Annotated in this window: 16 protein-coding genes; 12 read left to right on the forward strand and 4 right to left on the reverse strand. The window is 65.3% G+C overall.

Going from position 1 to position 20,936, the window contains the following annotated elements:
• The first annotated feature begins 11 nt into the window (after window positions 1-11).
• From purL to F4Y72_00485, 11 genes are all read left to right on the forward strand, one after another.
• The gene (purL, locus tag F4Y72_00435) at window positions 12-3,914 is read left to right on the forward strand and encodes a phosphoribosylformylglycinamidine synthase (GenBank protein MXZ26753.1); all 3,903 of its coding nucleotides are present in this window, start codon (window positions 12-14) and stop codon (window positions 3,912-3,914) included.
• A gap of 10 nt (window positions 3,915-3,924) precedes the next feature.
• Window positions 3,925-4,872, forward strand: a complete 948-nt coding sequence (locus F4Y72_00440) for an acetoin utilization protein AcuC (protein ID MXZ26754.1) — start codon at window positions 3,925-3,927, stop codon at window positions 4,870-4,872.
• 103 nt (window positions 4,873-4,975) lie between these two features.
• Window positions 4,976-6,229, forward strand: coding sequence for a serine hydroxymethyltransferase (locus tag F4Y72_00445; protein MXZ26755.1), 1,254 nt, complete (start codon window positions 4,976-4,978; stop codon window positions 6,227-6,229).
• Window positions 6,230-6,244: 15 nt separating this feature from the next.
• The gene (ribD, locus tag F4Y72_00450) at window positions 6,245-7,393 is read left to right on the forward strand and encodes a bifunctional diaminohydroxyphosphoribosylaminopyrimidine deaminase/5-amino-6-(5-phosphoribosylamino)uracil reductase RibD (protein MXZ26756.1); all 1,149 of its coding nucleotides are present in this window, start codon (window positions 6,245-6,247) and stop codon (window positions 7,391-7,393) included.
• A gap of 1 nt (window position 7,394) precedes the next feature.
• Window positions 7,395-7,991, forward strand: coding sequence for a riboflavin synthase (locus F4Y72_00455; GenBank protein MXZ26757.1), 597 nt, complete (start codon window positions 7,395-7,397; stop codon window positions 7,989-7,991).
• A 15-nt stretch (window positions 7,992-8,006) separates the two neighbouring features.
• Window positions 8,007-9,104 (forward strand): 3,4-dihydroxy-2-butanone-4-phosphate synthase, encoded by a 1,098-nt coding sequence (gene ribB, locus F4Y72_00460; protein MXZ26758.1) that lies wholly within the window; start codon window positions 8,007-8,009, stop codon window positions 9,102-9,104.
• Complete coding sequence (ribH, locus tag F4Y72_00465; GenBank protein ID MXZ26759.1) at window positions 9,049-9,558, forward strand: 6,7-dimethyl-8-ribityllumazine synthase; 510 nt, start codon at window positions 9,049-9,051, stop codon at window positions 9,556-9,558. Before ribB ends, ribH begins: the two co-directional genes overlap by 56 nt.
• Before the next feature lie 3 nt (window positions 9,559-9,561).
• Window positions 9,562-10,002 carry a transcription antitermination factor NusB gene (gene nusB / locus F4Y72_00470; protein MXZ26760.1) on the forward strand — a complete coding sequence of 147 codons (441 nt, stop codon included), beginning with the start codon at window positions 9,562-9,564 and terminating at the stop codon, window positions 10,000-10,002.
• Window positions 9,992-10,978 carry a thiamine-phosphate kinase gene (thiL, locus tag F4Y72_00475; GenBank protein ID MXZ26761.1) on the forward strand — a complete coding sequence of 329 codons (987 nt, stop codon included), beginning with the start codon at window positions 9,992-9,994 and terminating at the stop codon, window positions 10,976-10,978. Before nusB ends, thiL begins: the two co-directional genes overlap by 11 nt.
• Complete coding sequence (locus tag F4Y72_00480; GenBank protein ID MXZ26762.1) at window positions 10,876-11,436, forward strand: phosphatidylglycerophosphatase A; 561 nt, start codon at window positions 10,876-10,878, stop codon at window positions 11,434-11,436. Before thiL ends, F4Y72_00480 begins: the two co-directional genes overlap by 103 nt.
• Window positions 11,436-12,626: a multidrug effflux MFS transporter gene (locus F4Y72_00485; GenBank protein MXZ26763.1), complete on the forward strand. Its 1,191-nt coding sequence runs from the start codon at window positions 11,436-11,438 to the stop codon at window positions 12,624-12,626. The genes F4Y72_00480 and F4Y72_00485 overlap by 1 nt, the downstream gene beginning before the upstream one ends.
• A gap of 128 nt (window positions 12,627-12,754) precedes the next feature.
• Here the strand turns inward: F4Y72_00485 and F4Y72_00490 are convergent, their stop codons facing one another.
• From F4Y72_00490 to F4Y72_00500, 3 genes are read right to left on the reverse strand one after another with little or no spacing between them, the layout of a single operon-like run.
• A complete protein-coding gene (locus tag F4Y72_00490) occupies window positions 12,755-13,498 on the reverse strand; it encodes a 2-hydroxyhepta-2,4-diene-1,7-dioate isomerase (protein MXZ26764.1) in 744 nt (247 codons plus the stop codon).
• A complete protein-coding gene (locus F4Y72_00495) occupies window positions 13,495-15,420 on the reverse strand; it encodes an acetoacetate--CoA ligase (protein MXZ26765.1) in 1,926 nt (641 codons plus the stop codon). Before F4Y72_00495 ends, F4Y72_00490 begins: the two co-directional genes overlap by 4 nt.
• Window positions 15,421-15,468: 48 nt before the next feature.
• Window positions 15,469-18,210 carry a TonB-dependent receptor plug domain-containing protein gene (locus F4Y72_00500; GenBank protein ID MXZ26766.1) on the reverse strand — a complete coding sequence of 914 codons (2,742 nt, stop codon included), beginning with the start codon at window positions 18,208-18,210 and terminating at the stop codon, window positions 15,469-15,471.
• On the opposite strand from F4Y72_00500, the gene F4Y72_00505 reads away from it, so the two are divergent.
• Window positions 18,110-19,738 carry an electron transfer flavoprotein-ubiquinone oxidoreductase gene (locus tag F4Y72_00505; protein MXZ26767.1) on the forward strand — a complete coding sequence of 543 codons (1,629 nt, stop codon included), beginning with the start codon at window positions 18,110-18,112 and terminating at the stop codon, window positions 19,736-19,738. The two genes, F4Y72_00500 and F4Y72_00505, sit on opposite strands and share 101 nt — an antisense overlap.
• A gap of 7 nt (window positions 19,739-19,745) precedes the next feature.
• On the opposite strand, the gene F4Y72_00510 is transcribed toward F4Y72_00505, so the two are convergent.
• The gene (locus tag F4Y72_00510) at window positions 19,746-20,921 is read right to left on the reverse strand and encodes an acetyl-CoA C-acyltransferase (GenBank protein MXZ26768.1); all 1,176 of its coding nucleotides are present in this window, start codon (window positions 20,919-20,921) and stop codon (window positions 19,746-19,748) included.
• Window positions 20,922-20,936 lie beyond the last annotated feature (15 nt).

The following is a 20,936-nucleotide window of genomic DNA, read 5'->3' on the forward strand; positions in this document are numbered from 1 at the left end:
GGCCATAGGGGATGCTGGCGCTTCCAGGATCCGGCGCACTCTCCCCGTTCCGACGCAAGCAACTTCTCGGCCGTCTGCAGGCCCTGGACCCGCGCGTCCGGGAAGTAGGCGCCAGTTTTCTTCACCTTGTCAGCATCGATCCGCAGCCCGAAGGCGCCGAGCTCGATCGCCTGCGCGATCTGCTGAACTACGGACCGGACTGGCCGCAGCCGGAATTCGACGGCGCCGGGGAGGTGCTCCTGGTGCTGCCCCGGCGCGGCAGCATCTCGCCATGGTCCACCAAGGCCAGCGAGATCGCACGCCTGTGCGGCTTTCCGAACACGTATCGAATTGAACGCGCCGTGCGTTACCAGATCGCCGCCCCGGGACCCCTGGGACGGGCTTCCAGGGCCGAACTGTTCGACCGCATGACCCAGGACCTGGTGCCGGAGGGCGTTCCGCTGAAGGAGCTGTTTGCGCCGGAGACTCCCCGGGTGCAGGAAGCCGTGCCGCTGCTGTCGGAAGGCCGCAAGGCGCTGGAGCGGGCCAACCGGCAAATGGCCCTGGCCTTGTCGCCGGAAGAGATTGCGTACCTGGAAGCGGGTTTCGGGAAGCTGGGACGCGACCCGACCGACACCGAACTGATGATGTTCGCGCAGGTCAACTCCGAGCACTGCCGGCACAAGATTTTCAATGCCGACTGGTGGGACGGAGAGCAACGGCTCGAACATTCGCTCTTCGACCTTATCCGACAGACTTCGGTATGCAGCCCGGAGGGATTACTTTCGGCCTACGTCGACAACGCCGCGGTCATTTCGGGCGGACCGGCCAGCCGGCTCTACGTGAGCGGTCCCGGGCACGAATACACCGTGGTGGAGGAGCCCGCGCATACCTGCATCAAGGTCGAAACGCACAACCACCCCACGGCCATCTCACCCTTCCCCGGCGCCGCAACGGGGTCCGGCGGCGAAATCCGGGATGGCGCCGCCACCGGCCGCGGCGCCCGGCCCAAGGCCGGAATTACCGGGTTCACGGTTTCCGATCTCAGGGTTCCCGGCGCCGACCGGCCCTGGGAGAACAAACTTGAGCGCCCCGAACGCCTTGCCTCGCCTCTGCAGATCATGCTGGAGGCGCCCATCGGTGCGGCATCCTTCAATAACGAGTTCGGCCGCCCCGCAGTGTCCGGATACTTCCGTTGCTTCGAACAGGGGGGCGCGCGCCACTGGGGTTATCACAAGCCGATCATGATCGCCGGCGGCGTCAGCGCCGTTCGGGATCCGGACGTACACAAGCTCAAGTCGCCGCCGGGCACGCTGGTGGTGGTGCTGGGAGGACCGGCCATGCGGATCGGCGTGGGAGGTGGTTCCGCGTCATCCAGGGGCAGCGGCGCCGACCACGAAGAACTCGACTACGCCTCGGTGCAGCGCGGCAACGCCGAGATGCAGAGACGCGCGCAGGAGGTTATCGACCGCTGCTGCGAACTGGGCCTGGCCGGAGACGGCGGGAACCCGATCCTCGGCATCCACGACGTAGGCGCCGGTGGGCTGTGCAACGCGATCCCGGAGTTGCTGCACGACAGCGAAAGGGGTGCGGACCTCGCCTATGACGCCATTCCCAGCGCCGACCCGGGAATGTCGCCGCTGGAGACCTGGTGCAACGAAGCGCAGGAGCGTTACATGCTGGCGGTGGACGAGGCGAGGCTGAAGGAATTCGAGGCCGTGTGCCTGCGTGAACGCTGTCCCTGGTCGCTGCTCGGCAGGATGGACAACGACGGCCGCATAAGGCTGCTGCGCGATTCCGGGCCGCCGCCCGTGGACATGCCGCTGGACCTGCTCTTCGGCGGCGCTTCGGCCGTGACAATGCGCGTGTCCGGCCGCCGGCCTCGGACGGGCGTCCTGGGACTGCACGGCATTGAACCTGGAGAAGCCGTTGGTCGCGTTCTGTCGATGCCCGCGGTAGCCGACAAGTCCTTCCTGATTCACATCGGCGATCGAACCGTCGGAGGGCTGGTCGCGCGCGATCAACTGATCGGACCCTGGCAGGTTCCGGTCAGCGACGTGGCCGTGACGGCTCGGGATTTCTACGGCCACGCCGGGGAAGCGATGGCGGTCGGCGAACGCACGCCCGTGGCGGTCATCGATCCGGCCGCGGCCAGTCGTCTTGCCCTGGCCGAAGCATTGACGAACGTCGCAGCCGCCGACGTCGGACAGGTATCCCGCGTTCGCATTTCGGCCAACTGGATGGCGGCGCCGGCCGAGCCGGGCCAGGCGGCGGCACTGCGCACGGCCGTCGAAGCGCTTTCGGCCTGTTGCCGGGAACTGAAGGTTGCCGCGCCGGTCGGCAAGGATTCGCTTTCGATGCGGACGTCCTGGAACAACGCTGACGGCCGGGAGCACGTAGTTACCGCGCCAGTCTCGCTGGTGGTGACCGCGTTTGCCCCGGTTGGGGACGTGCGACGCACGCTGACACCGGAACCCGCGGACGTTTCCGGGACCCGTCTGCTTCTGTTCGACCTGTCGCGGGGCCGCAACCGCCTGGGCGGGAGCTGCCTGGCCCAGGCATACGGCCGGACCGGTGGCGAGCCCCCCGACCTGGATGATCCGCGACTGCTGGCCGCGCTGGTCAGGACCTTGCGTGAACTGGCCGCCGAAGGCATTGCGTTGGCGTGGCACGACCGGTCCGACGGGGGACTCTTTGTTACATTGTGCGAAATGGCCTTCGCCGGCCGTCTGGGCATGCGACTGGAAATGCCCGGGGTGGGAGGCAGCGGGCTCCTGGAGCGGCTGTTTGCCGAGGAGCCCGGTGGCGTGCTGCAGGTCCATGCGGACCAGGTGGAGAGAGTCCGGTCCCTGTGCCGGGAAAGCGGCCTGGACAAATGCCTTCAGGACCTGGGCGAGATCACGGCCTCGCAGGAAGGATCGTCCCGGCCCCGTGAAATCCGGATTCGGCACCGCGACGGCGTCCTGGAATTCGATCGCGTGGAATTGCACCGGCTCTGGTCGGAGCTGAGTTACCGACTGCAGTCGCTGCGGGACAATCCGGAGACGGCCGATGAGCAGTACCGAAGCGTGCTGGACGAGAACGATCCCGGGTTGACCGTCGTGGCCGCTTACCCTCCGCGTGTGCCGGGCAGTGCCCGCAAGGCGCCCGGCGGCGGCGCCAGACCGCGGGTGGCCATATTGCGGGAGCAGGGCGTGAACGGCCAGGCAGAAATGGCCGCGGCCTTCACGCAAGCCGGTTTTCTCGCCGTGGACGTGCACATGTCGGACATCCTCGGCGGCGCGGAGGACCTGAGCGGGTTCCAGGGCCTGGCGGCCTGCGGCGGGTTCTCCTACGGCGACGTGCTTGGCGCCGGGGGCGGCTGGGCGCGCTCGATCCTGATGAACGAACGGGCGCGCGAAGTCTTTGCGCGGTATTTCGAGACGCCGGACCGGTTCACACTGGGCGTTTGCAACGGTTGCCAGATGCTCAGCCTTATTTCGGAACTGATTCCCGGATGCGAACACTGGCCCCGCTTCACCCGCAACCGTTCCGAGCAGTTCGAGGCGCGGCTCAGCATCGTCCGGGTCGAGCCCAGTCCGTCCTTGTTGCTGGCGGGCATGGAGGGCTCTCTGCTGATGATCGCGACGTCGCATGGAGAAGGACGGGCCGAATTTGCCACGCCCCGGCAGCGCAGGGAATGCGAAGAGTCAAGTCTGGCCGCCTGTCGGTTCGTGGACGGGCGCGGGGCGTCCACCGAGACCTACCCGGCCAATCCCAACGGGTCGCCGGGTGGACTGGCCGGACTGACATCCAGGGATGGGCGTGTGACCGCCCTGATGCCGCACCCTGAACGGCTGTTCCGGTCCGTACAGCACTCCTGGCATCCGCCGGGCTGGGGGGAGCACGGTCCGTGGATGCAGATGTTCCTTAACGCGCGTTCCGCCATCGACTGAGGCGCATCGTATGCTTCCCACACTGGTCATGGGCGGCGAACAGTTGTCCGGTTATGGCTGGTCCGGCGATCATCCCTTCGGACTGGACCGGCACGGGGCCTTCGAGCAGGCCATGGCGAAACTCGATTTCGGGGAGGCGATCCGAATCGAGCCGGCGCCGCCCGCCGGCCCGGAAGAACTGGAACGCTTCCACAGCCGGGACTACCTTGAGTTCGCCAGGCGGCGTTGCGAGGAAGACCGCGGGTTCCTGGACGGGGGCGACACGCCGGCCCGAAGCGGGTTGTTCGATGCCGCCCGCTGCGTCGTGGGCGCCGCGCTCCACGCCGCCGATGCGATCATGCAGGGCAGGGTCAGCAATGCCTTTCTGCCCATAGGCGGCCTCCACCACGCCGGGAGGGAGCACGCCGCGGGCTTCTGCGTGCTCAACGACATCGGCGTGGTCATCGAGACCCTGCGATCGGTCCATGGTGTGCAGCGCATCGCCTACGTCGATATCGACGTACATCATGGCGACGGTGTCTACTATGCCTACGAAGACGATCCGCTCCTGTTCTTCGCGGACATTCACGAGGACGGACGCTTGCAGTATCCCGGTACGGGCAGCGAGAACGAGCGGGGCAGGGGGCCGGCCCTCGGCAGCAAGATCAACCTGTGCCTGCAGCCGGGAGACGGCGATTCGCAATTTCTCGCCGCGTTCGAAAAAGTCGAGGCGCATGTTCGCGAATGCGTGCCCGAGTTCATACTGCTGCAGTGCGGCGCCGACGGATTGCGGGGAGACCCGCTGGGCAGGCTGAATTACAGCGCCGGGGCGCACGCCCATGCGGCGCAAAGCCTCTGCGCGCTCGCGCGGTCCGCCTGTCGGGGGCGGATCCTGGCCATGGGCGGGGGCGGCTACTCGCGCGAAAACCTGGCTTCCGCCTGGACCGCGGTAGTCAGGAGCCTGGTGGAAGACCGATAGCGGCCCGATTCGGCGCCGTTGCCGGTACACTTGCCCTAGATGGAATCCCCCGCTTTTCATTGCGACGAAACTTCCCGAAAAACGACGTACGCGACGGAGACCTATGGCCACTGAATACCCCGAAATCGCCCGATTCGATCCGCGGCTTGCCGACGCCCTGCAGTCCGAAGTGAGGCGCCAGGAAGACTTTGTCGAGCTCATCGCTTCGGAAAACTATGCCAGCCGCCGGGTGATGGAAGCGCAGGGCTCGGTGCTTACCAACAAGTACGCCGAGGGCTATCCGGGCCGCCGCTACTACGGCGGTTGCGAGCATGTGGATGTGGCAGAGTCGCTGGCCATAGAGCGGGCGTTGCAGCTTTTCGGGGCGGACTACGCGAACGTGCAGCCGCACTCGGGAACGCAGGCCAACACGGCCGCGTACCTGGCGCTGCTGAAGCCCGGCGACGGGATTCTCGGCATGGACCTGAGTCACGGCGGTCATCTCACGCACGGATCGCCGGTGAACATCTCGGGCAAGCTGTTCAAGGTGTCGAGCTACGGACTCGATCCGAAGACGGAGTTGATCGATTACGACCAGCTGCGCGATCAGGCGCTCAAGAACCGGCCGCGCATGATCGTTGGGGGGTTTTCGGCTTATTCCCGGGTCGCCGACTGGAAGATTTTCCGCGAGGTCGCCGATGAAGTGGGCGCCTACCTCATGGTGGACATGGCGCATGTGGCGGGGCTGGTAGCGGTGGATGAATATCCCAATCCGACACCATTGGCGGACGTCGTCACCAGCACCACGCACAAGACCCTCCGCGGGCCTCGCGGCGGGCTGATTCTGGCTCGTGATAACCCGGAAATCACCAAGCGCCTGCGCTCGCTGGTATTTCCAGGCACCCAGGGCGGCCCGCTCATGCACGCCATCGCGGCCAAGGCGGTGGCCTTCGAGGAAGCTCTGCAGCCGGAATTCCGCGATTACCAGCGGCAGGTCAAGCGCAACGCCGCGGCCCTCGCCGATGGCTTGAGCGAGCGAGGATTGCGCATTGTTTCCGGCAAGACCGAAAACCACCTGTTCCTCGTGGACCTGGCCGCGGCGGGAGTGACCGGCGCCCAGGCGGAGGAAGCGCTGGACCGGGCCAACATCACGGTCAACAAGAACACCGTTCCGAACGATGCCCGCTCGCCCATGGTCACCAGCGGCCTGCGTCTCGGGACACCGGCTTGCACCACGCGCGGTTTCGGCGAACCGGAGATCGCGATGCTGGTGGATTCGATTGCCTCGGTGGTGGGCAGCCCCGATGATGAAGCCCTGATTGCGCGCGTGCGGGAGCGGGTGCTGGAGACCTGCCGGCGATTTCCGGTGTATTCGTAGTGCCGTGTCTCGCTCATGTCGTCGCAACGCGCCAAACCCGCTCAATCCGCCGATCCCCGCATCGACCGGCGCTGGATGAAGGAGGCCCTGGAGCTTGCCGCAAGGGGACTGAACACTACCGACCCCAACCCCCGCGTCGGCTGCGTCCTGATAAAGGACGGCAAGTTCGTTGGCGGCGGCTGGCATCGCCGCGCAGGCGAAGATCACGCCGAAACGCTTGCCCTGAAGGAAGCCGGCGGGGCGGCGAAGGGCGCCACCTGCTATGTAACCCTCGAGCCGTGCTCGCACACCGGACGTACCGGCCCCTGCGCGGACGCCCTGGCGGCCGCCGGCGTGACTCGCGTGCTATTCGCCGTAACGGACCCGAACACGAGCGTTCGGGGCGCCGGAGTACAGCGGCTGCGCGAAGCCGGTGTGGAGGTCGAGGGCGGATTGCTGGAAGCGCAGGCCCGCGAACTGAATCCCGGCTACCTGTCACGGTGGGAACGCGGCCGGCCGTGGGTACGCGTAAAGCTGGCCGCCAGCCTCGATGGCCGGACCGCGCTGGCGAACCGCGTGAGCCAGTGGATTACTTCTTCCGAAGCGCGCCGCGACGGACACGGCTGGCGCGCCCGCAGTTCGGCAGTGCTCACAGGTATCGGGACGCTGCTGGCGGACGACCCCCGCCTTGACGCGCGACGCGATGACCTTGGCGAGATCAAGCCGCCGGCCCGCATTGTCCTGGACTCGCAACTTCGAACGCCGCCGGGCGCACGCATGTTCGAGCGTCCCGGCGATATTCATTTGTTGCACTGCGCTGCGGATGACGAGGCCGCGAGAAACCGGGCATCGGATCTGTCGAAAGCCGGGGCGTCCGTACGCCGTCTGCCCGAGGGAAGTGACGGGCGGGTTTCGCTTCCGGCCGCGATGGGACTGCTGGCGGACATGGAATTCAACGAGATTCACGTGGAGGCCGGCGCCATTCTGTGCGGAGCGCTGCTGGCCGGGAAGCTCATCGACGAGGTGGTGCTGTATACCGCGCCGGTCCTGCTGGGCGACGGCGCCGCCGGGCTGTTCCGGCTGGCGCCGCTGGAGGACATGAGCCAGCGGCCGTCGTTTCGGGTGATCGAGGCGGGCAGGGTAGGGCCCGACGTCCGGCTGATACTGGCGCCGGTGGAGGACTGAAGTGTTCACCGGCATCGTTCAGGGCGTCGGCACGGTTGTCGGAGTGGATACCTTCGACAGCGGCGACCGGCGGCTGCGTATCGACACCCGGGGTATCGCGGCCCAGGCGCTGGAAATCGGCGCCAGCCTTTGCGTCAGCGGCGTCTGTCTGACGATCGTGGAAACCGCAAGGGACACCGTGGCCATGGACGTTTCGGCGAGAACGCTTGCCGACACGGTGCTGGGGGAATGGACTGTCGGGCAAAGCGTCAATCTCGAGCCGGCCCTGGCGGCCGGAGACGCATTGGGCGGGCATTTCGTGATGGGCCACGTGGACGGCTCCGCCGAGGTGGTTCAGGTCCGCGACGACGGGCGCTCCGTCGAGTTGATACTGTCCGTTGCCCGGGAATTGAACAGGTTCATCGCACCCAAGGGATCAATTGCCCTCGACGGCGTGAGTCTGACGGTCAACGACGTTTCGAAGGACTCGTTTTCGGTCAACCTGGTGCCCCATACACTCACCGAGACCACGTTGTCCGATTGCCGCGTCGGAAGCCGGCTGAACGTGGAAATCGATATCATTGCCCGTTACGTCGCACGATTGCCGGCGACCTTCTGAAGGGCTGAACCCACAATGTTTTCCAGTACCGAAGAAATCATCGCCGACATCGGCGCCGGCCGCATGGTCATCATCGTCGACGACGAGGACCGCGAGAACGAGGGCGACCTGGTGATGGCCGCGTCCAGTGTTACCGCCCCGGACATCAACTACATGAGCCTGCATGGCCGAGGCCTGATCTGCCTCACCCTCACGCCCGAGCACTGCCGCCGACTGCGTCTGCCACTGATGGTGGCGGACACCAATGTGCAGCGCAGCACCAATTTCACGGTTTCCATCGAGGCGGCGGAGGGCGTTACCACCGGAATATCCGCGCACGACCGGTCCCATACCATACGTGTCGCGGCGGCGCCGGACGCGCGGCCGGAGGACCTGCGCCAGCCGGGTCACGTTTTTCCGGTCATGGCCCAGCCGGGCGGCGTGCTCAGCCGCGCGGGCCACACCGAGGCGGGATGCGATCTTGCGCGCCTGGCCGGATTGCCGCCCTCCTCGGCGATCGTCGAGATCCTCAACGAGGACGGCAGCATGGCGAGGCGGCCACAGTTGCAGAAATTCGCAGAAGAACGGGGCCTGAAGATCGGCAGTATCGCCGACCTTATCCGCTATCGCCTTGAAAAGGACAAGTTTGTCGAACGCCTGGAAGAACGAAACGCCCGGACGCGCTTCGGCCCCTGCCGGCTGATTGCCTACGAAGACCAGGTTGCCCGCACGGTGCACCTGGCGCTCGTGCACGGCGATCTCCGCAAGGACGATGCGCCGCTGGTCCGGGTTCACGTGCACAATACGCTGCGCGATGCGGCAGGGGTGCAGGCCGAACTGGGCTGGCCGTTCGACGCCGCATTGAATCAGATCTATGCGTCCGAGACGGGCGTGGCCGTGCTGTTGTGCTACGAGGAATCGCCGCGAAGCATGATGGCAGCCATGTCATCGCTGAATGGCCCGCCCAGGGCCGGCGGCGATGAAGTCACCGACTTGCGCACGATCGGCGCCGGCGCGCAGATCCTTCGCGACCTCGGGGTGACGCGCATGCGCGTACTGGGCGCGCCGCGCAATATTCATGCGCTGTCGGGCTTCGGCCTGGAAGTCGTCAAGTTCGTCGATGCGGGGGACTAGTACCGTGGCTGCCGGGGCGTCGAATCCGAAGATCCTGATCGTTACGGCGGATTACTACGAGGATCTCGGCGAACTTCTGGAGAATGGCGCCCGCGAACGCTTCCTTGAAGCGGGCGTGGCGGAAGAACGGATCCTGCTGCGGCGAGTGCCGGGCTGCTGGGAGCTGCCGCTGGAGGTGCGCCGCCTGATACGCCGTCATGCGCCGGACGCCGTGGCTGCTCTCGGCGTGCTTATCCGCGGTGAAACCGACCACTATGATCACATCGCGCGCGAGTGCTGCGCCGGGCTGATGCGCGTAGGCCTTGAGGAGGACATTCACGTCGCCCTGGGCGTGCTGACCTGCCGGAACCGGACCCAGGCCGAAGACCGTTGCGGCGTGCGGAGTCCGGAGCGCAACAAGGGGCGCGAGGCCGCCAACGCAATCCTTCGCATCCTGCCCGCGGATTCGGGCTAGCCGGTGCGCTGGGAACGCCGCCGCCGGGCCCGCCGGCTGCTGGTGCAGGCTCTGTACCAGCAGCAGCTTGCCGGTTCCGATGCGGACGAAATTCTGGCTCAGTTCCGCCTGCGCGAGGACTATGGTCGTGCCGATACGGAGTTTTTCACCGACCTCCTGCGCGCCGCAATGGAGCGTCGCGACGAGCTTGACCGGCAGATCTCGGCCGCCAGCGATATCCCCGTCGAACGAATCGATCCGGTCGAACGCGCGGTTCTCTGGACTGCGCTGGCCGAAATGCAGGGCCGCGGCACGGGCCGTGCAGTAGCCATCAACGAGGCGATCGAACTGGCGCGGCAGTTCGGCGCCGACCACGGTTACCGCTTCGTCAACGCAGTGCTGGACCGCTGGTCCAGGGCCACTCCCGAAGCCCGGAGCGATCCGGTTGCCGATCATGCCGACTGAGCGGGAAGACCGGCTGATCGAGACCCTGTTTGCCCGTCATTCGGCGGATGGAGACGACGTGCTGATCGGACCGGGCGATGACGCCGCCCTGCTGCGTTGCCCTCCAGGGGAGCAGTTGCTGATCACGATCGACACGCTTAACGAGGGAATGCATTTTCCTGCGGGCACGCCCGCCCATTCCGTCGGTTACCGCGCCCTGGCGGTCAGCCTCAGCGACCTGGCCGCGATGGCCGCCCGCCCGCTATGGGCGGTCGTTACGCTTTCGGTACCGGTAGCCGACGAGGATTGGCTGGGCGGTTTCGCCGACGGGCTCTACGCGCTTGCGGATGAACATGGCTTGAGGGTGGTGGGCGGCGACTTCGTTCGGGGTCCGCTCAGCATCACGGTCACCGCGCATGGCTTTGCCCGGGAAGACGCGGTGTTGCGCCGCGGCGGCGCCGGCGCCGGCGATGGCATCTGGGTGTCCGGCTTCCTCGGCGATGCCGCCGCCGGCCTGGAGGTCCTGAAGCAAAACCTGGCAAGAAATGTGTCCTCCCCAAGGGACCACCGCGATTCTTCGGAAGAGAGGCTTGTGCGCCGCTTCTGCTATCCACAACCTCGGATCGAACTGGGCAGGCGGCTCAGCGGGATCGCGACCGCCTGCATGGACCTGTCGGACGGTCTGTTGATGGATTTGCCGCGGCTGCTTCGCATGAGCGGACTACAAGGGCGCGTAGAGACCGAAAGCCTGCCGATTTCAGGCGCGTTGCGGGACTATGCCGGCCCGGACGACTCCCGTCGGCTGGCTCTTGCGGGCGGCGACGATTACGAACTCTGTTTTGCTGTCCCAGAAGAGGAAGAAGCCCGGCTGGAGGCCCTCCCGGACGAACTGCAATTCACCCGCATCGGCAACCTGTACGAAGGGGAGGGACTGGTACTGACGCGCGACGGACAGCCCTGGGAGCCACCCGACTCCGGTTTTCGGCATTTTTCGTGAAGGCGCGGCTTGTTCGACTTGCCGGATCCGGCCTCGGCCTGGGCTATCTGCCCGTCGCGCCCGGAACCTGGGGATCGGCCGGAGGCCTGCTGGTCTGGTGGCTGACGCTGCCGATGGGCCGGGGACTGCAGGCGCTGTTGCTGATCCTGGCCGCCGTTCCGGCCGCGCTGGCCTGCGGCGCCTGTGCCCGCGAGTCCGGGCGCAAAGATCCGTCCTTCGTCGTCCTCGACGAAGTGCTGGGCATGTACCTGGCGCTGTTGTTCCTGAGTCCGTCGCTGGCGTGGGTCGCAACGGCCTTCGTGCTGTTCCGGCTGCTCGATATCCTCAAGCCCTGGCCGGTGAGCCTGATGGAGAAGCGCTTCGCCGGAGGCGCCGCGATACTGCTTGACGATCTTCTGGCAGGGGCGATAACAGGATTAATAATGATTATTATACAGATACTTATAACCGTTATTTAATGTCAGAAATGAATAAAGCGCGCACCGGAACGATTATCGTCATCGTTACGGTGATTCATGCGCTGAGCCCCCTTGCGATGCAGATCTTCGTGCCGGCGCTCCCAAGTATCCGGGAGAGTTTTTCCGCAACGGTCGCGGACACGCAGTGGGTCATATCCGGTTTTTCCGCGGCGCTTGCGTTCGCAATGCTGGCGTATGGGCCGGTTTCCGACCGCTTCGGGCGAAGGCGGGTCGTCCTGCTGGGACTAACGGTGTTCTGCATCGGTTCCGCCATCAGTTACTGGGCGGATTCCCTTGCGATGCTGGTCCTGGGACGGGTGGTGCAGGCGGTCGGTGTGGCGGCGGGTTCCACGATGGGACGCGCGGTGGCGGCCGACGTGATACCGCCGGAAAAGCTGGCCCGGGCGGTGAGCTTCATGACCATGGCGCTGGTCATGGGCCCGATGCTGGCGCCGGTAATCGCCGGCTACCTCGTAACCGCGGTCGGCTGGCGCAGCATTCCATTGCTGCTGGGCGCATGCTCGGCGCTACTGCTGCTCATGGCGATCAAGTGGATGCCGGAAACCCACAAGCCCCAAAGAGGCAAGCCGTCCGTCGCAGACGGGAACGGCGGCAGCACAGCCGGCAACTCACCCTTCCTGACCACCCGCTTTATCGGCCACCTGACGATCCTGATCGCCGTTCAGGTGGGGGTATACGGTTATCTGTCCGCCTCTCCCTATCTCGTCATAGATATGCTGGGCTATGAGCCGTTCCACTTCGGCTACGTGTTCATCTACCTGACGCTCGGATACCTGCTGGGTACCGCATTTTCCGGCTGGGGCGTGCTGGCCAGTCGCGGGCTGTTGGCTTGCGGGATCCTGTCCTATGCGATCGGCGGCAGCCTGATGCTGGGACTTGTCATGAATGGTGTGGTTAACCTCTACTCCATCGTCGGCCCGGCCGTGATGCTCAGTTTCGCCAACGGCATATCCCAGCCGCAATGCATGGCCGCCGCGCTGTCCGCTGCACCCACGAGGCGGGGCGCGGCCTCCAGCATTGTCGGCTTTTCGCAGATCATGGCGGGCGGCGTGGGGTTCCAGTTGATGGGCTGGCTGCCGAACGGCTCCCCGGCGCCGATGACCCTGCTCATTTGCGCCTGCGCCCTGACCGGCGGCATCGGCCTGCTGATGATCTACCGCCGCCCCTAAGCGCGGTAGGTGAGCTCCCTTTGGCTCATGCGACGTCCGGGAGTGTGTGAGCCAGGGATGGCGGAACCAAGCTCCATGGATGGATTTATGCGTCTCCCGGACGGCGCATGAGCCAAAGGGAGCGGAGGCTACTCACCGACGATGGGATTTACGAGGCTGCCAATGCCCTCAATGCGAACTTCGACCGTGTCGCCCGGCCCGACGTCGGACAGTCCGTGCGGGGTGCCAGTGGAGATGATCGAACCGGGCGCCAGGGTCATGAATTCGGAAAACCACTCGATCAGCGTCGGAACGTCGAAAATCAGGTCGCGCGTGTTGCCGTCCTGGCGCAACTCCCCGTTGACCCGTGTCTGAATGGACATCTCGTGCGGATTGGCGATGTCGGCCGCATCCACGATCCAGGGACCGACCGGACCGAAGGTATCGAAGCCCTTGGCCTTGATGGGCGGCCGATAGAAATTGCCGACAAAATCGCGCACCGTGAAATCATTGCAGATCGTGTAGCCGGACACGTAGTCCATCGCTTCCTGACGGCTCACGCGCCTGGCCGCGCGGCCGATCACGACGCCCAGCTCGCCTTCGTAGTGCATGTACCCGACCCCCGCCGGCCGGACGACCTCCGCCAGGTGGCCCACGACCGAGGACGGATTCTTGATGAACGGTATGGGTTCCTTGGGCAATTCCGCGAATTTCAGTTCGCGCGCATGGTCGGCGAAATTCAGCGCCAGGCCGTAGATGATCGTGTGCGCCGGCGGAAGCCAGCGCCAGGCCCGGGGCTCAAACGGTTCCCCGCCGGCCTGGCGGAAGCTCCCGTCCCCGGCCACGCTAACGTTCAGCGCTTGCCCGTCCACTTCGATGCGCGCCTTCTTCATGCCAGTTCCTTCTCCAGTCCAGCGAAAAACTCCAGGGATTCGGGGTTCGCCAGGGCCTTGCGGTTTGCGACCTTCCGGCCGTGTATGACTTCCCGTACCGCCAGTTCGCTGATTTTCCCACTGATGGTACGCGGAAGATCGGGGGCAATGATGATTTTTGAGGGCACGTGACGGGGGCTGGCGTCGAGGCGCAACGCTTCCCGCACCCGCTTCTTCAGCAATGCCCGATCGACGGCTTCATCGGCCAGCCGCAGGAACAGGACGATGCGAACATCGCCGTCGTATTCCTGGCCGACGGCCAGCGCCTCCGCGACTTCGTCCAGCGCCTCAACCACCCGATAGATTTCCGCAGTGCCGATCCGGATCCCGCGCGGATTCAGCACCGCGTCGGACCGCCCGTGTATCACCATGCCGCCGGTGCCGGTAATCTCTGCGTAATCGCCATGGGCCCACACGCCGGGAAACCTCGCGAAATAGGCCTGGTGATACTTCCTGCCGCCGGGATCGTCGAGGAAACCCAGCGGCATGGAAGGGAACGGGCGCGTGCAGACCAGTTCGCCGGTCCGTTCGCGAACCGGCCGGCCATCGGCATCGAAGACGTCTACGGCCATTCCCAGCGCCCGGCACTGCATTTCCCCCCGGTAAACGCTGAGCATGGGGTTGCCGGAGATAAAGCAGCCGAGCAGATCCGTACCGCCGGCAATGGATGCCAGCATGAGGTCGCTTTTCACTTCACGGTAAACGTAATCGAAACTACCGGGCGCGAGCGGCGAACCGGTCGAAAGAAGCGTCCGCAAGCGGGACAGATCCGAAACGGCTCCCGGCCTCACTGCCGCGTTTTCCATGGCCTTCAGGTAGGCGGCGCTGGCGCCGAACACGGTCACCTTCTCCTCCGCGGCAATCTTCCAGAGTGCGTCCGGCGACGGGTGAAGGGGCGAACCCTCGTACAGAAGCAGTGTGCATCCCGACGCCAGTCCGCTGACCAGCCAGTTCCACATCATCCAGCCGCTGTTGGTCAGGTAGAACATTCGATCATTGGGGCCGACGTCGGCGTGCAGGCGATGCTCCTTCACATGCTGAAGCAGCGCACCGCCGGCACGATGCACGATGCACTTGGGCGCTCCGGTCGTGCCGGAGGAAAACACCACGTAAAGGGGGTGGTCGAAGGGGAGCTGTTCGTAGGAAGGGGCTTCCGGGCTGCCGAGATCCTCGTAAGGAACGATCCCGGCATCCCGGGGAAGATCCCCGACGCCGCCGAGATTGGGCGCCATCACCGTCGTCCGCAGTCCCGGCAGTCCCTTGCGTATTTCCTGAAGTTCCGTCATGCGATCGACGGGCCGCCCGCGCCAGTAATAGCCGTCCGCAGCGAGCAGCACCCTGGGCGCCAGGCGCCCGAACCGCTCAAGCACCGCGGGCACGCCGAACTCCTGCGAACAGGAGCTGAATGCGGCCCCGATGCTTGCGGCGGCCAGCATGAATACGATGGTCTCCGGAACGTGCGGCATCCAGGCCGCAACGCTGTGGCCGCGCTGCACTCCCAGGCTGCGCAGACCCGCGGCGATGCGTCCCACCTCTTCGCGCAGCCGCCCGTAGTTCATTTCCCGCCGCCGGCCGGTTTCGTCACGGTAGATCAGCGCGGGCCGGCTGTCTTCCTGCCACAGAAGGTTCTCGGCGAAATTCAGTCGGGCGCCCGAAAACCATTCGGCGTCCTGAAGCCGCTCTCCCTCGCGGAGGACTTTCTCGAAATCCCGGCTGCCGCGAATCGCGCAAAATCGCCAGAGCCTTGCCCAGAACGCCTCGGGATCGTCAATCGACCAGCGATGCAGGGCAGCGTAGTCCGAGAACCCCGCTTCGCGCATGAACCGCGCCATCGCGCTGGCGCGCGCCCTTTCCGGCGGCGGGGTCCAGAGGCGTGCGCTCACGGCGCAATCATTACCGGGAGGGCAAACACGCCCTCCCGGTAACGGGCATCAGAAGCTCCAGTCCACCTGTATACCGGCGGACCGCAGGTCCTGCGGCGCCACCATGACGCCGTGAATGTTGAACCGGAAACCCGTGAATTGCGTGAAATTTGTATTTCTTACTGCAGCGACCCAGGTGTCCTGCTCCAGAACATTGTTGATGAAGAATTCCACGCGCAGGTTGTCCCGCTCGACTCCGGCCCGGATATTGGTCAGCCAATAGCCGTCCAGCCTGGCCAGGTTGCCGCCGTTGCCCGCCCAGCTCTTGCCGTAGTACATGAAGTCTCCGCGGGCGAAGAAGTCCCAGTCGGCAGTCAGCGTGTCCATGTAGGTCAGGCTGGCGTTGCCCATCAGTTCCGGATAGCGCCCCGACTGATTGCCGGCCAGATTGCGGCTGCCGGTGATGTCCTGCACGAAGGTAGCGGCGAAGGTGGTGTACTCGTTGTCCTGCCACGCGGCATTGGCGCCGATCATCCAGTTTTCGGTCAGCGCCCAGGAACTCTCCACTTCAATTCCCCAGAGGTTCGAGTCCCCCGGGAAGTTGAATTCCAGCGTACGTGGCTGCTGCTGGGGACCGGCTACGCCGTCACGATTGGCGGGGTTTTCGTCATCCTGGTAATAGACCACAAAGTTGGTAAACAACTGCGCTACCCATTCGTAGTAGTAGGCTGCCGCGCTGACCTGGCCGCGTCCGTCCATCAGGGACGCCTTGATACCGATTTCGATGGCGTCCAGTTCCTGGGTCGGGGTGGACTCTCCCGCTTCCGGGGCCTTGCGCCGGATCTGGTCGTACTCCGATTCCGTGCTGGGCATTCCGGTTTCGCGATCCACGTAGGGCTCTACGAACGGATCGCGCGAGGCATTGATCAGGTTGGTGTTCAGAACGCCGGGAAGCACTCCGCGCGAATAACTGGCATAAACATTGACGTTGTCATTGGGGTGCCAGCGAAGAATGACCCGCGGCACGATTTCGTTGTAGTCCTCGGCGAGACCGCCGGTCGTTCGCTGGTCCGCCATGTAGCGGGCCTCTACGTCAACCGCAAACTGGTCTCCCAGCGGAATGGTCGTGGCCGCAAAAATGCCGCGCGTCTTGGCGGTTTCGCCCTGGGTGGGGGGTAGCGACACGAACAGAGGCCCAAAGCAACCGATGGCTTCGGGCAGGAAGCATGCCACCACCACGTCTCCGCCGACGCCGGACAGCGCGATTTCCTGTTCGGTGTAGCTCGCTCCCACCATCCAGCTGATCCGGCTGTCCGGTGAGGAGGTCAGGCGCAACTCGGCGCCCTTGTCTTCATTCCTCTGCGGGTCGGAAGTCCAGAAGGACTCGAAGTCGGTCATGTCGAAGTCGCGAATCCAGTTCACGCCATGGTCGTTGTAGGAGGCCTTGAACGACAGGTCCATGCCATTGGCGAACCCGTAGTCCAGTTCAAGGCTGGAGCGGAAAACCTCCCGGCTCATGCCCATCGTGGTGCGGGAGGGCACGCCGTCCAGCGTCGTGTTGTTGACGAGGTTTTGCACCAGCCAGTTCGAGCAATCCTCCGGACAGCGCGTCGGGTGCGTTATCCGCGTGAAGATTTGAGGGAACAGCGTGGTGTTTACGGAAATATCGGGCGCACCCGGCTCCCCGGGTAAGGGAACGCGGCCGCATATGTACTGCGTAGGATTAAGCGTCGTGATGTTGCCGTCATTGTCCGGACGCCGGATGGTCGTGCCGGTGCAGGTGTCCCAGTCGGAACCGGGCAGGTAGGCAACCGCGGGCGGTCCATCGTCGTCCTCGTGATAGAAGAGGCGAACGCGTGCGGTGAAATTGTCGCTCGGCGCGGCAAGGAGCGTAAGGCTCATGGAATCGGAGGACTCCTTGCCCAGCTCGCCGCCGTCATTGGCCGTGTACATCGAGCCCTTGTTGTAGTCGCTGAAACCGACCTGGAAGGCCAGCCTGTCCTGGATGATCGGCCCGCCGTAACTGGCGGCGATGTTGTACTGGCTGTATTGCCCCGCGGTAGCCCGCACCTTGCCTTCAAATTCCGTCAGGCTCGGATTGCGGGTCACGTAGTTGATGGCGCCCGAAAACGTGTTGCGCCCGAAAAACGCGGACTGCGGGCCCTTGATGACTTCCACCCGCTCCACGTCCAGCATCGGAATGGACTGCGAGCCGCCCGTGACGAACACGCCGTCCACGAACAGGCCGGCAAGCTGCTGGTGGGGCGATCCCCTGGGCGGTGACATTCCGCGAAAGCGAATCACCGTGTTCTGCCGCCCGGGCCGATTGCTGGCGATGTTGTCCTGGAAGGACAGCCCGGTGGTTTGCAGGGCAATGTCTCCCAGGGTCTCCAGGCCCGCCCGGCTGAGATCCTCGGCCGAGAAAACGGTGATCGACAGCGGCGCCTCCAACAGCGACTCGTCGCGCTTACGGGCGGTAACGATGATTTCCTCAAGTTCCTGTGCTGCGGCTCCCAAAGGAATGCACAGGGCAATGGCGGGAATTGCGACGCCGAGCAGGCGCAAGCGGAGTGTGCGGGCCATAGGGTCCCCTCCAGTTCGAGCAGATGACCGCGCCGGATAATAGCACGCGGGCCGAAATCCCGCCTTCATTCGTACCGCGCGGCGTGGCGCCGTGTAAACTGCCCGCGCAATGAACGCGCGGGAAAGTATGGAGTTCGACGTCATCGTCGTCGGGGCAGGGCCCTGCGGCCTGGCGGCTTCGATCCGGCTGGCCCAGATGGCTCGGGAAACGGGGCGCGAGCTGAACATCTGCCTGCTGGAGAAGGGCGCGGAAATCGGCGCGCACATTGTCTCCGGTGCGGTGCTTGAAACTCGGGCACTGGATGAGCTGTTGCCCGGCTGGCGCGATCAGGGCGCGCCGCCTGCAACGCTGGTCGAAACCGACGATTTTCATTTCCTGCTGTCTCCCGGCCGATCCGTGCGCCTGCCGGGAGTGTTCATTCCGCATCCCATGCGCAATCACGGCAATTGCATCGTCAGCCTGGGTGCGCTGTGCCAGTGGATGGGAACGCAGGCGGAGAACCTGGGTGTCAACGTGTTTCCCGGGTATCCGGCGTCCGGCGTCGTGTACGAGAACGGGCGGGTCGCGGGCGTGACCACGGGGGAGATGGGCCGTGCGCGTGACGGGAGTGAAAAACCCGGCTACGACCCCGGGATTGAGCTGCGCGCTCCGTACACGATCTTCGCGGAAGGCTGCCGGGGACATCTCGGCAAGGAATTGATGCAGCGCTTTGATCTGCGCAGGGACAGCGATCCGCAGCATTACGGCATCGGCATCAAGGAAGTCTGGCGGGCGCCCGAGGGCCGGCGCCGCCCGGGCGCCGTCGTGCATACCCTGGGCTGGCCGCTCGGACAGACGACCGAAGGCGGCGGTTTCCTTTATCACGCGCATGACGGCCTTGTCTATCTCGGCTTCATCGTGGCGCTCAACTACCGCAATCCGTACCTCGATCCGTACGAGGAGTTTCAGCGCTGGAAGCACCACCCGCGCATTCGCGAGGTCATCAAGGACGGCGAGAGGATTTCCTGGGGAGCGCGCGCGGTCAACAAGGGCGGACTGCAGTCGCTTCCCAAGCTCTCCTTCCCCGGGGGACTCCTGGCCGGATGCGATGCCGGCTTCCTGAACGGAGCGAAGATCAAGGGCAGCCATACGGCGATGAAGACCGGCATGCTCGCCGCCGAAGCCGTATTCGACGCGCTTTCCGGCGATTCACCGCCGGCGGTACTGGACGACTACCAGGACCGGATCAGCGGCTCCTGGGTGCACGAGGAACTGTTCCGGGCGCGAAATTTCGGTCCGGCCCAGCACCGCTTCGGTCTGCTCGCCGGGTCGGCGTTCACCTGGCTGGAACTCAACGTCTTCCGGGGGCGGCTGCCGTTCACGCTGCATAACCGCACGCCGGACCACGAGGATCTGCTGCCGGCATCGAAGGCGCGCCGAATCGATTATCCGAAACCGGACGGCAAAATCAGCTTCGATCGGCTTTCTTCGGTCTACCTCTCGGCCACAAATCACGAAGAGGACCAACCCTGCCACCTGGTCCTGGAGGACGAGGACCTGCCGATACGGGACAACCTGCCGGGCTTCGCTGAGCCCGCGCAACGCTACTGTCCGGCGGCCGTTTACGAAGTGGCCTGGGAAGGCGACACGCCGCGTTTCGTCATCAACGCGCCGAACTGCATTCATTGCAAGACCTGCGACATCAAGGACCCGGCGCAGAACATCAACTGGGTTGCGCCGGAAGGGGGCGGAGGCCCCAACTACGCCGGAATGTAGGCCGGCTTCAGGGGACTTCGACGGCGACGGCGACCGCTTCGCCGCCGCCGATGCACAGGGCGGCGACGCCGCGGCCTCCGCCGCGGTCGCGCAGGGCGTGAATCAGCGTTACCAGGATGCGAGCGCCGCTGGCGCCGATCGGGTGGCCCAGCGCGCAGGCGCCGCCGCGCACGTTCACCTTCTCGTGCGGCAGGCCCAGGTCGCGCATTGCGGCCATCGTGACGCAGGCGAAGGCCTCGTTGATCTCGAACAGGTCCACGTCTCCGACGGCCCATCCCGCTCGTGCCAGGACCTTCTCGATCGCCGGGCCGGGCGCGGTCGTAAACCACTCCGGCTCGTGCGCGTGTGTGGCGTGACCGGCCACCCTCGCCAGGGGCTCGACGCCCAATTCGTCCGCACGGCTTCCGCTCAGCATGACCAGCGCCGCGGCACCGTCCGAGATCGAGGAACTGGAAGCTGCCGTGACCGTGCCGTCCCGTGCAAAGGCCGGCCGCATGGCGGGTATCTTTCCCGGATCGCACCGACCCGGCTCCTCGTCCTCGCTTACCGATAGCGTTTTGCCGCGATACATGTAATTCACTTCAATGATTTCGGCTTCGAAGGCCTCGCGAGAGGCCAGCGCGCGCGTCACCGACTCCACCGCGAACTCGTCCTGCTCCCGGCGGCTGAACTGGTAGCGGCGGGCGGTCTCCTCGGCGAAAAAGCCCATCATCTGTCCGTCATACGGGTTCTGCAAACCGTCAAGGAACATGTGATCGCGCAGTTCCTTGTGGCCCATCCTCAGGCCGTCCCGCGCCTTCTCGACCAGGTACGGAGCGTTGGACATGGATTCCATGCCACCGGCCACGATGGCCATGCCGGGATCGGCCAGAATCCGGTCGTGCGCCAGCATCACCGAGAACAGTCCGGACCCGCACACCTTGCTGATCGTCGCGCAGGGGGTGGCGCTGGCCAGGCCAGCTCCGAGGGCAGCCTGGCGCGCCGGCGCCTGACCGAGCCCGGCGGGAAGCACGCAGCCCATCAGCACTTCATCGATTTCGCCTGGCGGCAGGCCGCTGTCGCCCAGGCAGGAACGGATGGCGGTCGCCCCCAGATCCGTAGCGGAAATACGGGACAGCGCACCCAGCATGGCGCCGATGGGAGTCCGCCGCGCGGCGGCGATGACGGCTTTTTCTGTGCTCATAATCGATCAGTCGGC

This window comes from Gammaproteobacteria bacterium (genome assembly GCA_009838035.1).
In the GTDB taxonomy this organism is placed as follows: domain Bacteria; phylum Pseudomonadota; class Gammaproteobacteria; order Steroidobacterales; family Foliamicaceae; genus Foliamicus.

What these genes read in the sequence shown, in the direction of transcription:
- purL (MXZ26753.1), top strand. Translation starts at nt 12, where the DNA reads ATGCTGGCGCTTCCAGGATCCGGCGCACTCTCCCCGTTCCGACGCAAG.
- F4Y72_00440 (MXZ26754.1), top strand. Translation starts at nt 3,925, where the DNA reads ATGCTTCCCACACTGGTCATGGGCGGCGAACAGTTGTCCGGTTATGGC.
- F4Y72_00445 (MXZ26755.1), top strand. Translation starts at nt 4,976, where the DNA reads ATGGCCACTGAATACCCCGAAATCGCCCGATTCGATCCGCGGCTTGCC.
- ribD (MXZ26756.1), top strand. Translation starts at nt 6,245, where the DNA reads ATGTCGTCGCAACGCGCCAAACCCGCTCAATCCGCCGATCCCCGCATC.
- ribB (MXZ26758.1), top strand. Translation starts at nt 8,007, where the DNA reads ATGTTTTCCAGTACCGAAGAAATCATCGCCGACATCGGCGCCGGCCGC.
- ribH (MXZ26759.1), top strand. Translation starts at nt 9,049, where the DNA reads ATGCGCTGTCGGGCTTCGGCCTGGAAGTCGTCAAGTTCGTCGATGCGG.
- thiL (MXZ26761.1), top strand. Translation starts at nt 9,992, where the DNA reads ATGCCGACTGAGCGGGAAGACCGGCTGATCGAGACCCTGTTTGCCCGT.
- F4Y72_00485 (MXZ26763.1), top strand. Translation starts at nt 11,436, where the DNA reads ATGTCAGAAATGAATAAAGCGCGCACCGGAACGATTATCGTCATCGTT.
- F4Y72_00490 (MXZ26764.1), bottom strand. Translation starts at nt 13,498, where the DNA reads ATGAAGAAGGCGCGCATCGAAGTGGACGGGCAAGCGCTGAACGTTAGC.
- F4Y72_00505 (MXZ26767.1), top strand. Translation starts at nt 18,110, where the DNA reads ATGGAGTTCGACGTCATCGTCGTCGGGGCAGGGCCCTGCGGCCTGGCG.
- F4Y72_00500 (MXZ26766.1), bottom strand. Translation starts at nt 18,210, where the DNA reads ATGTTCAGCTCGCGCCCCGTTTCCCGAGCCATCTGGGCCAGCCGGATC.
- F4Y72_00510 (MXZ26768.1), bottom strand. Translation starts at nt 20,921, where the DNA reads ATGAGCACAGAAAAAGCCGTCATCGCCGCCGCGCGGCGGACTCCCATC.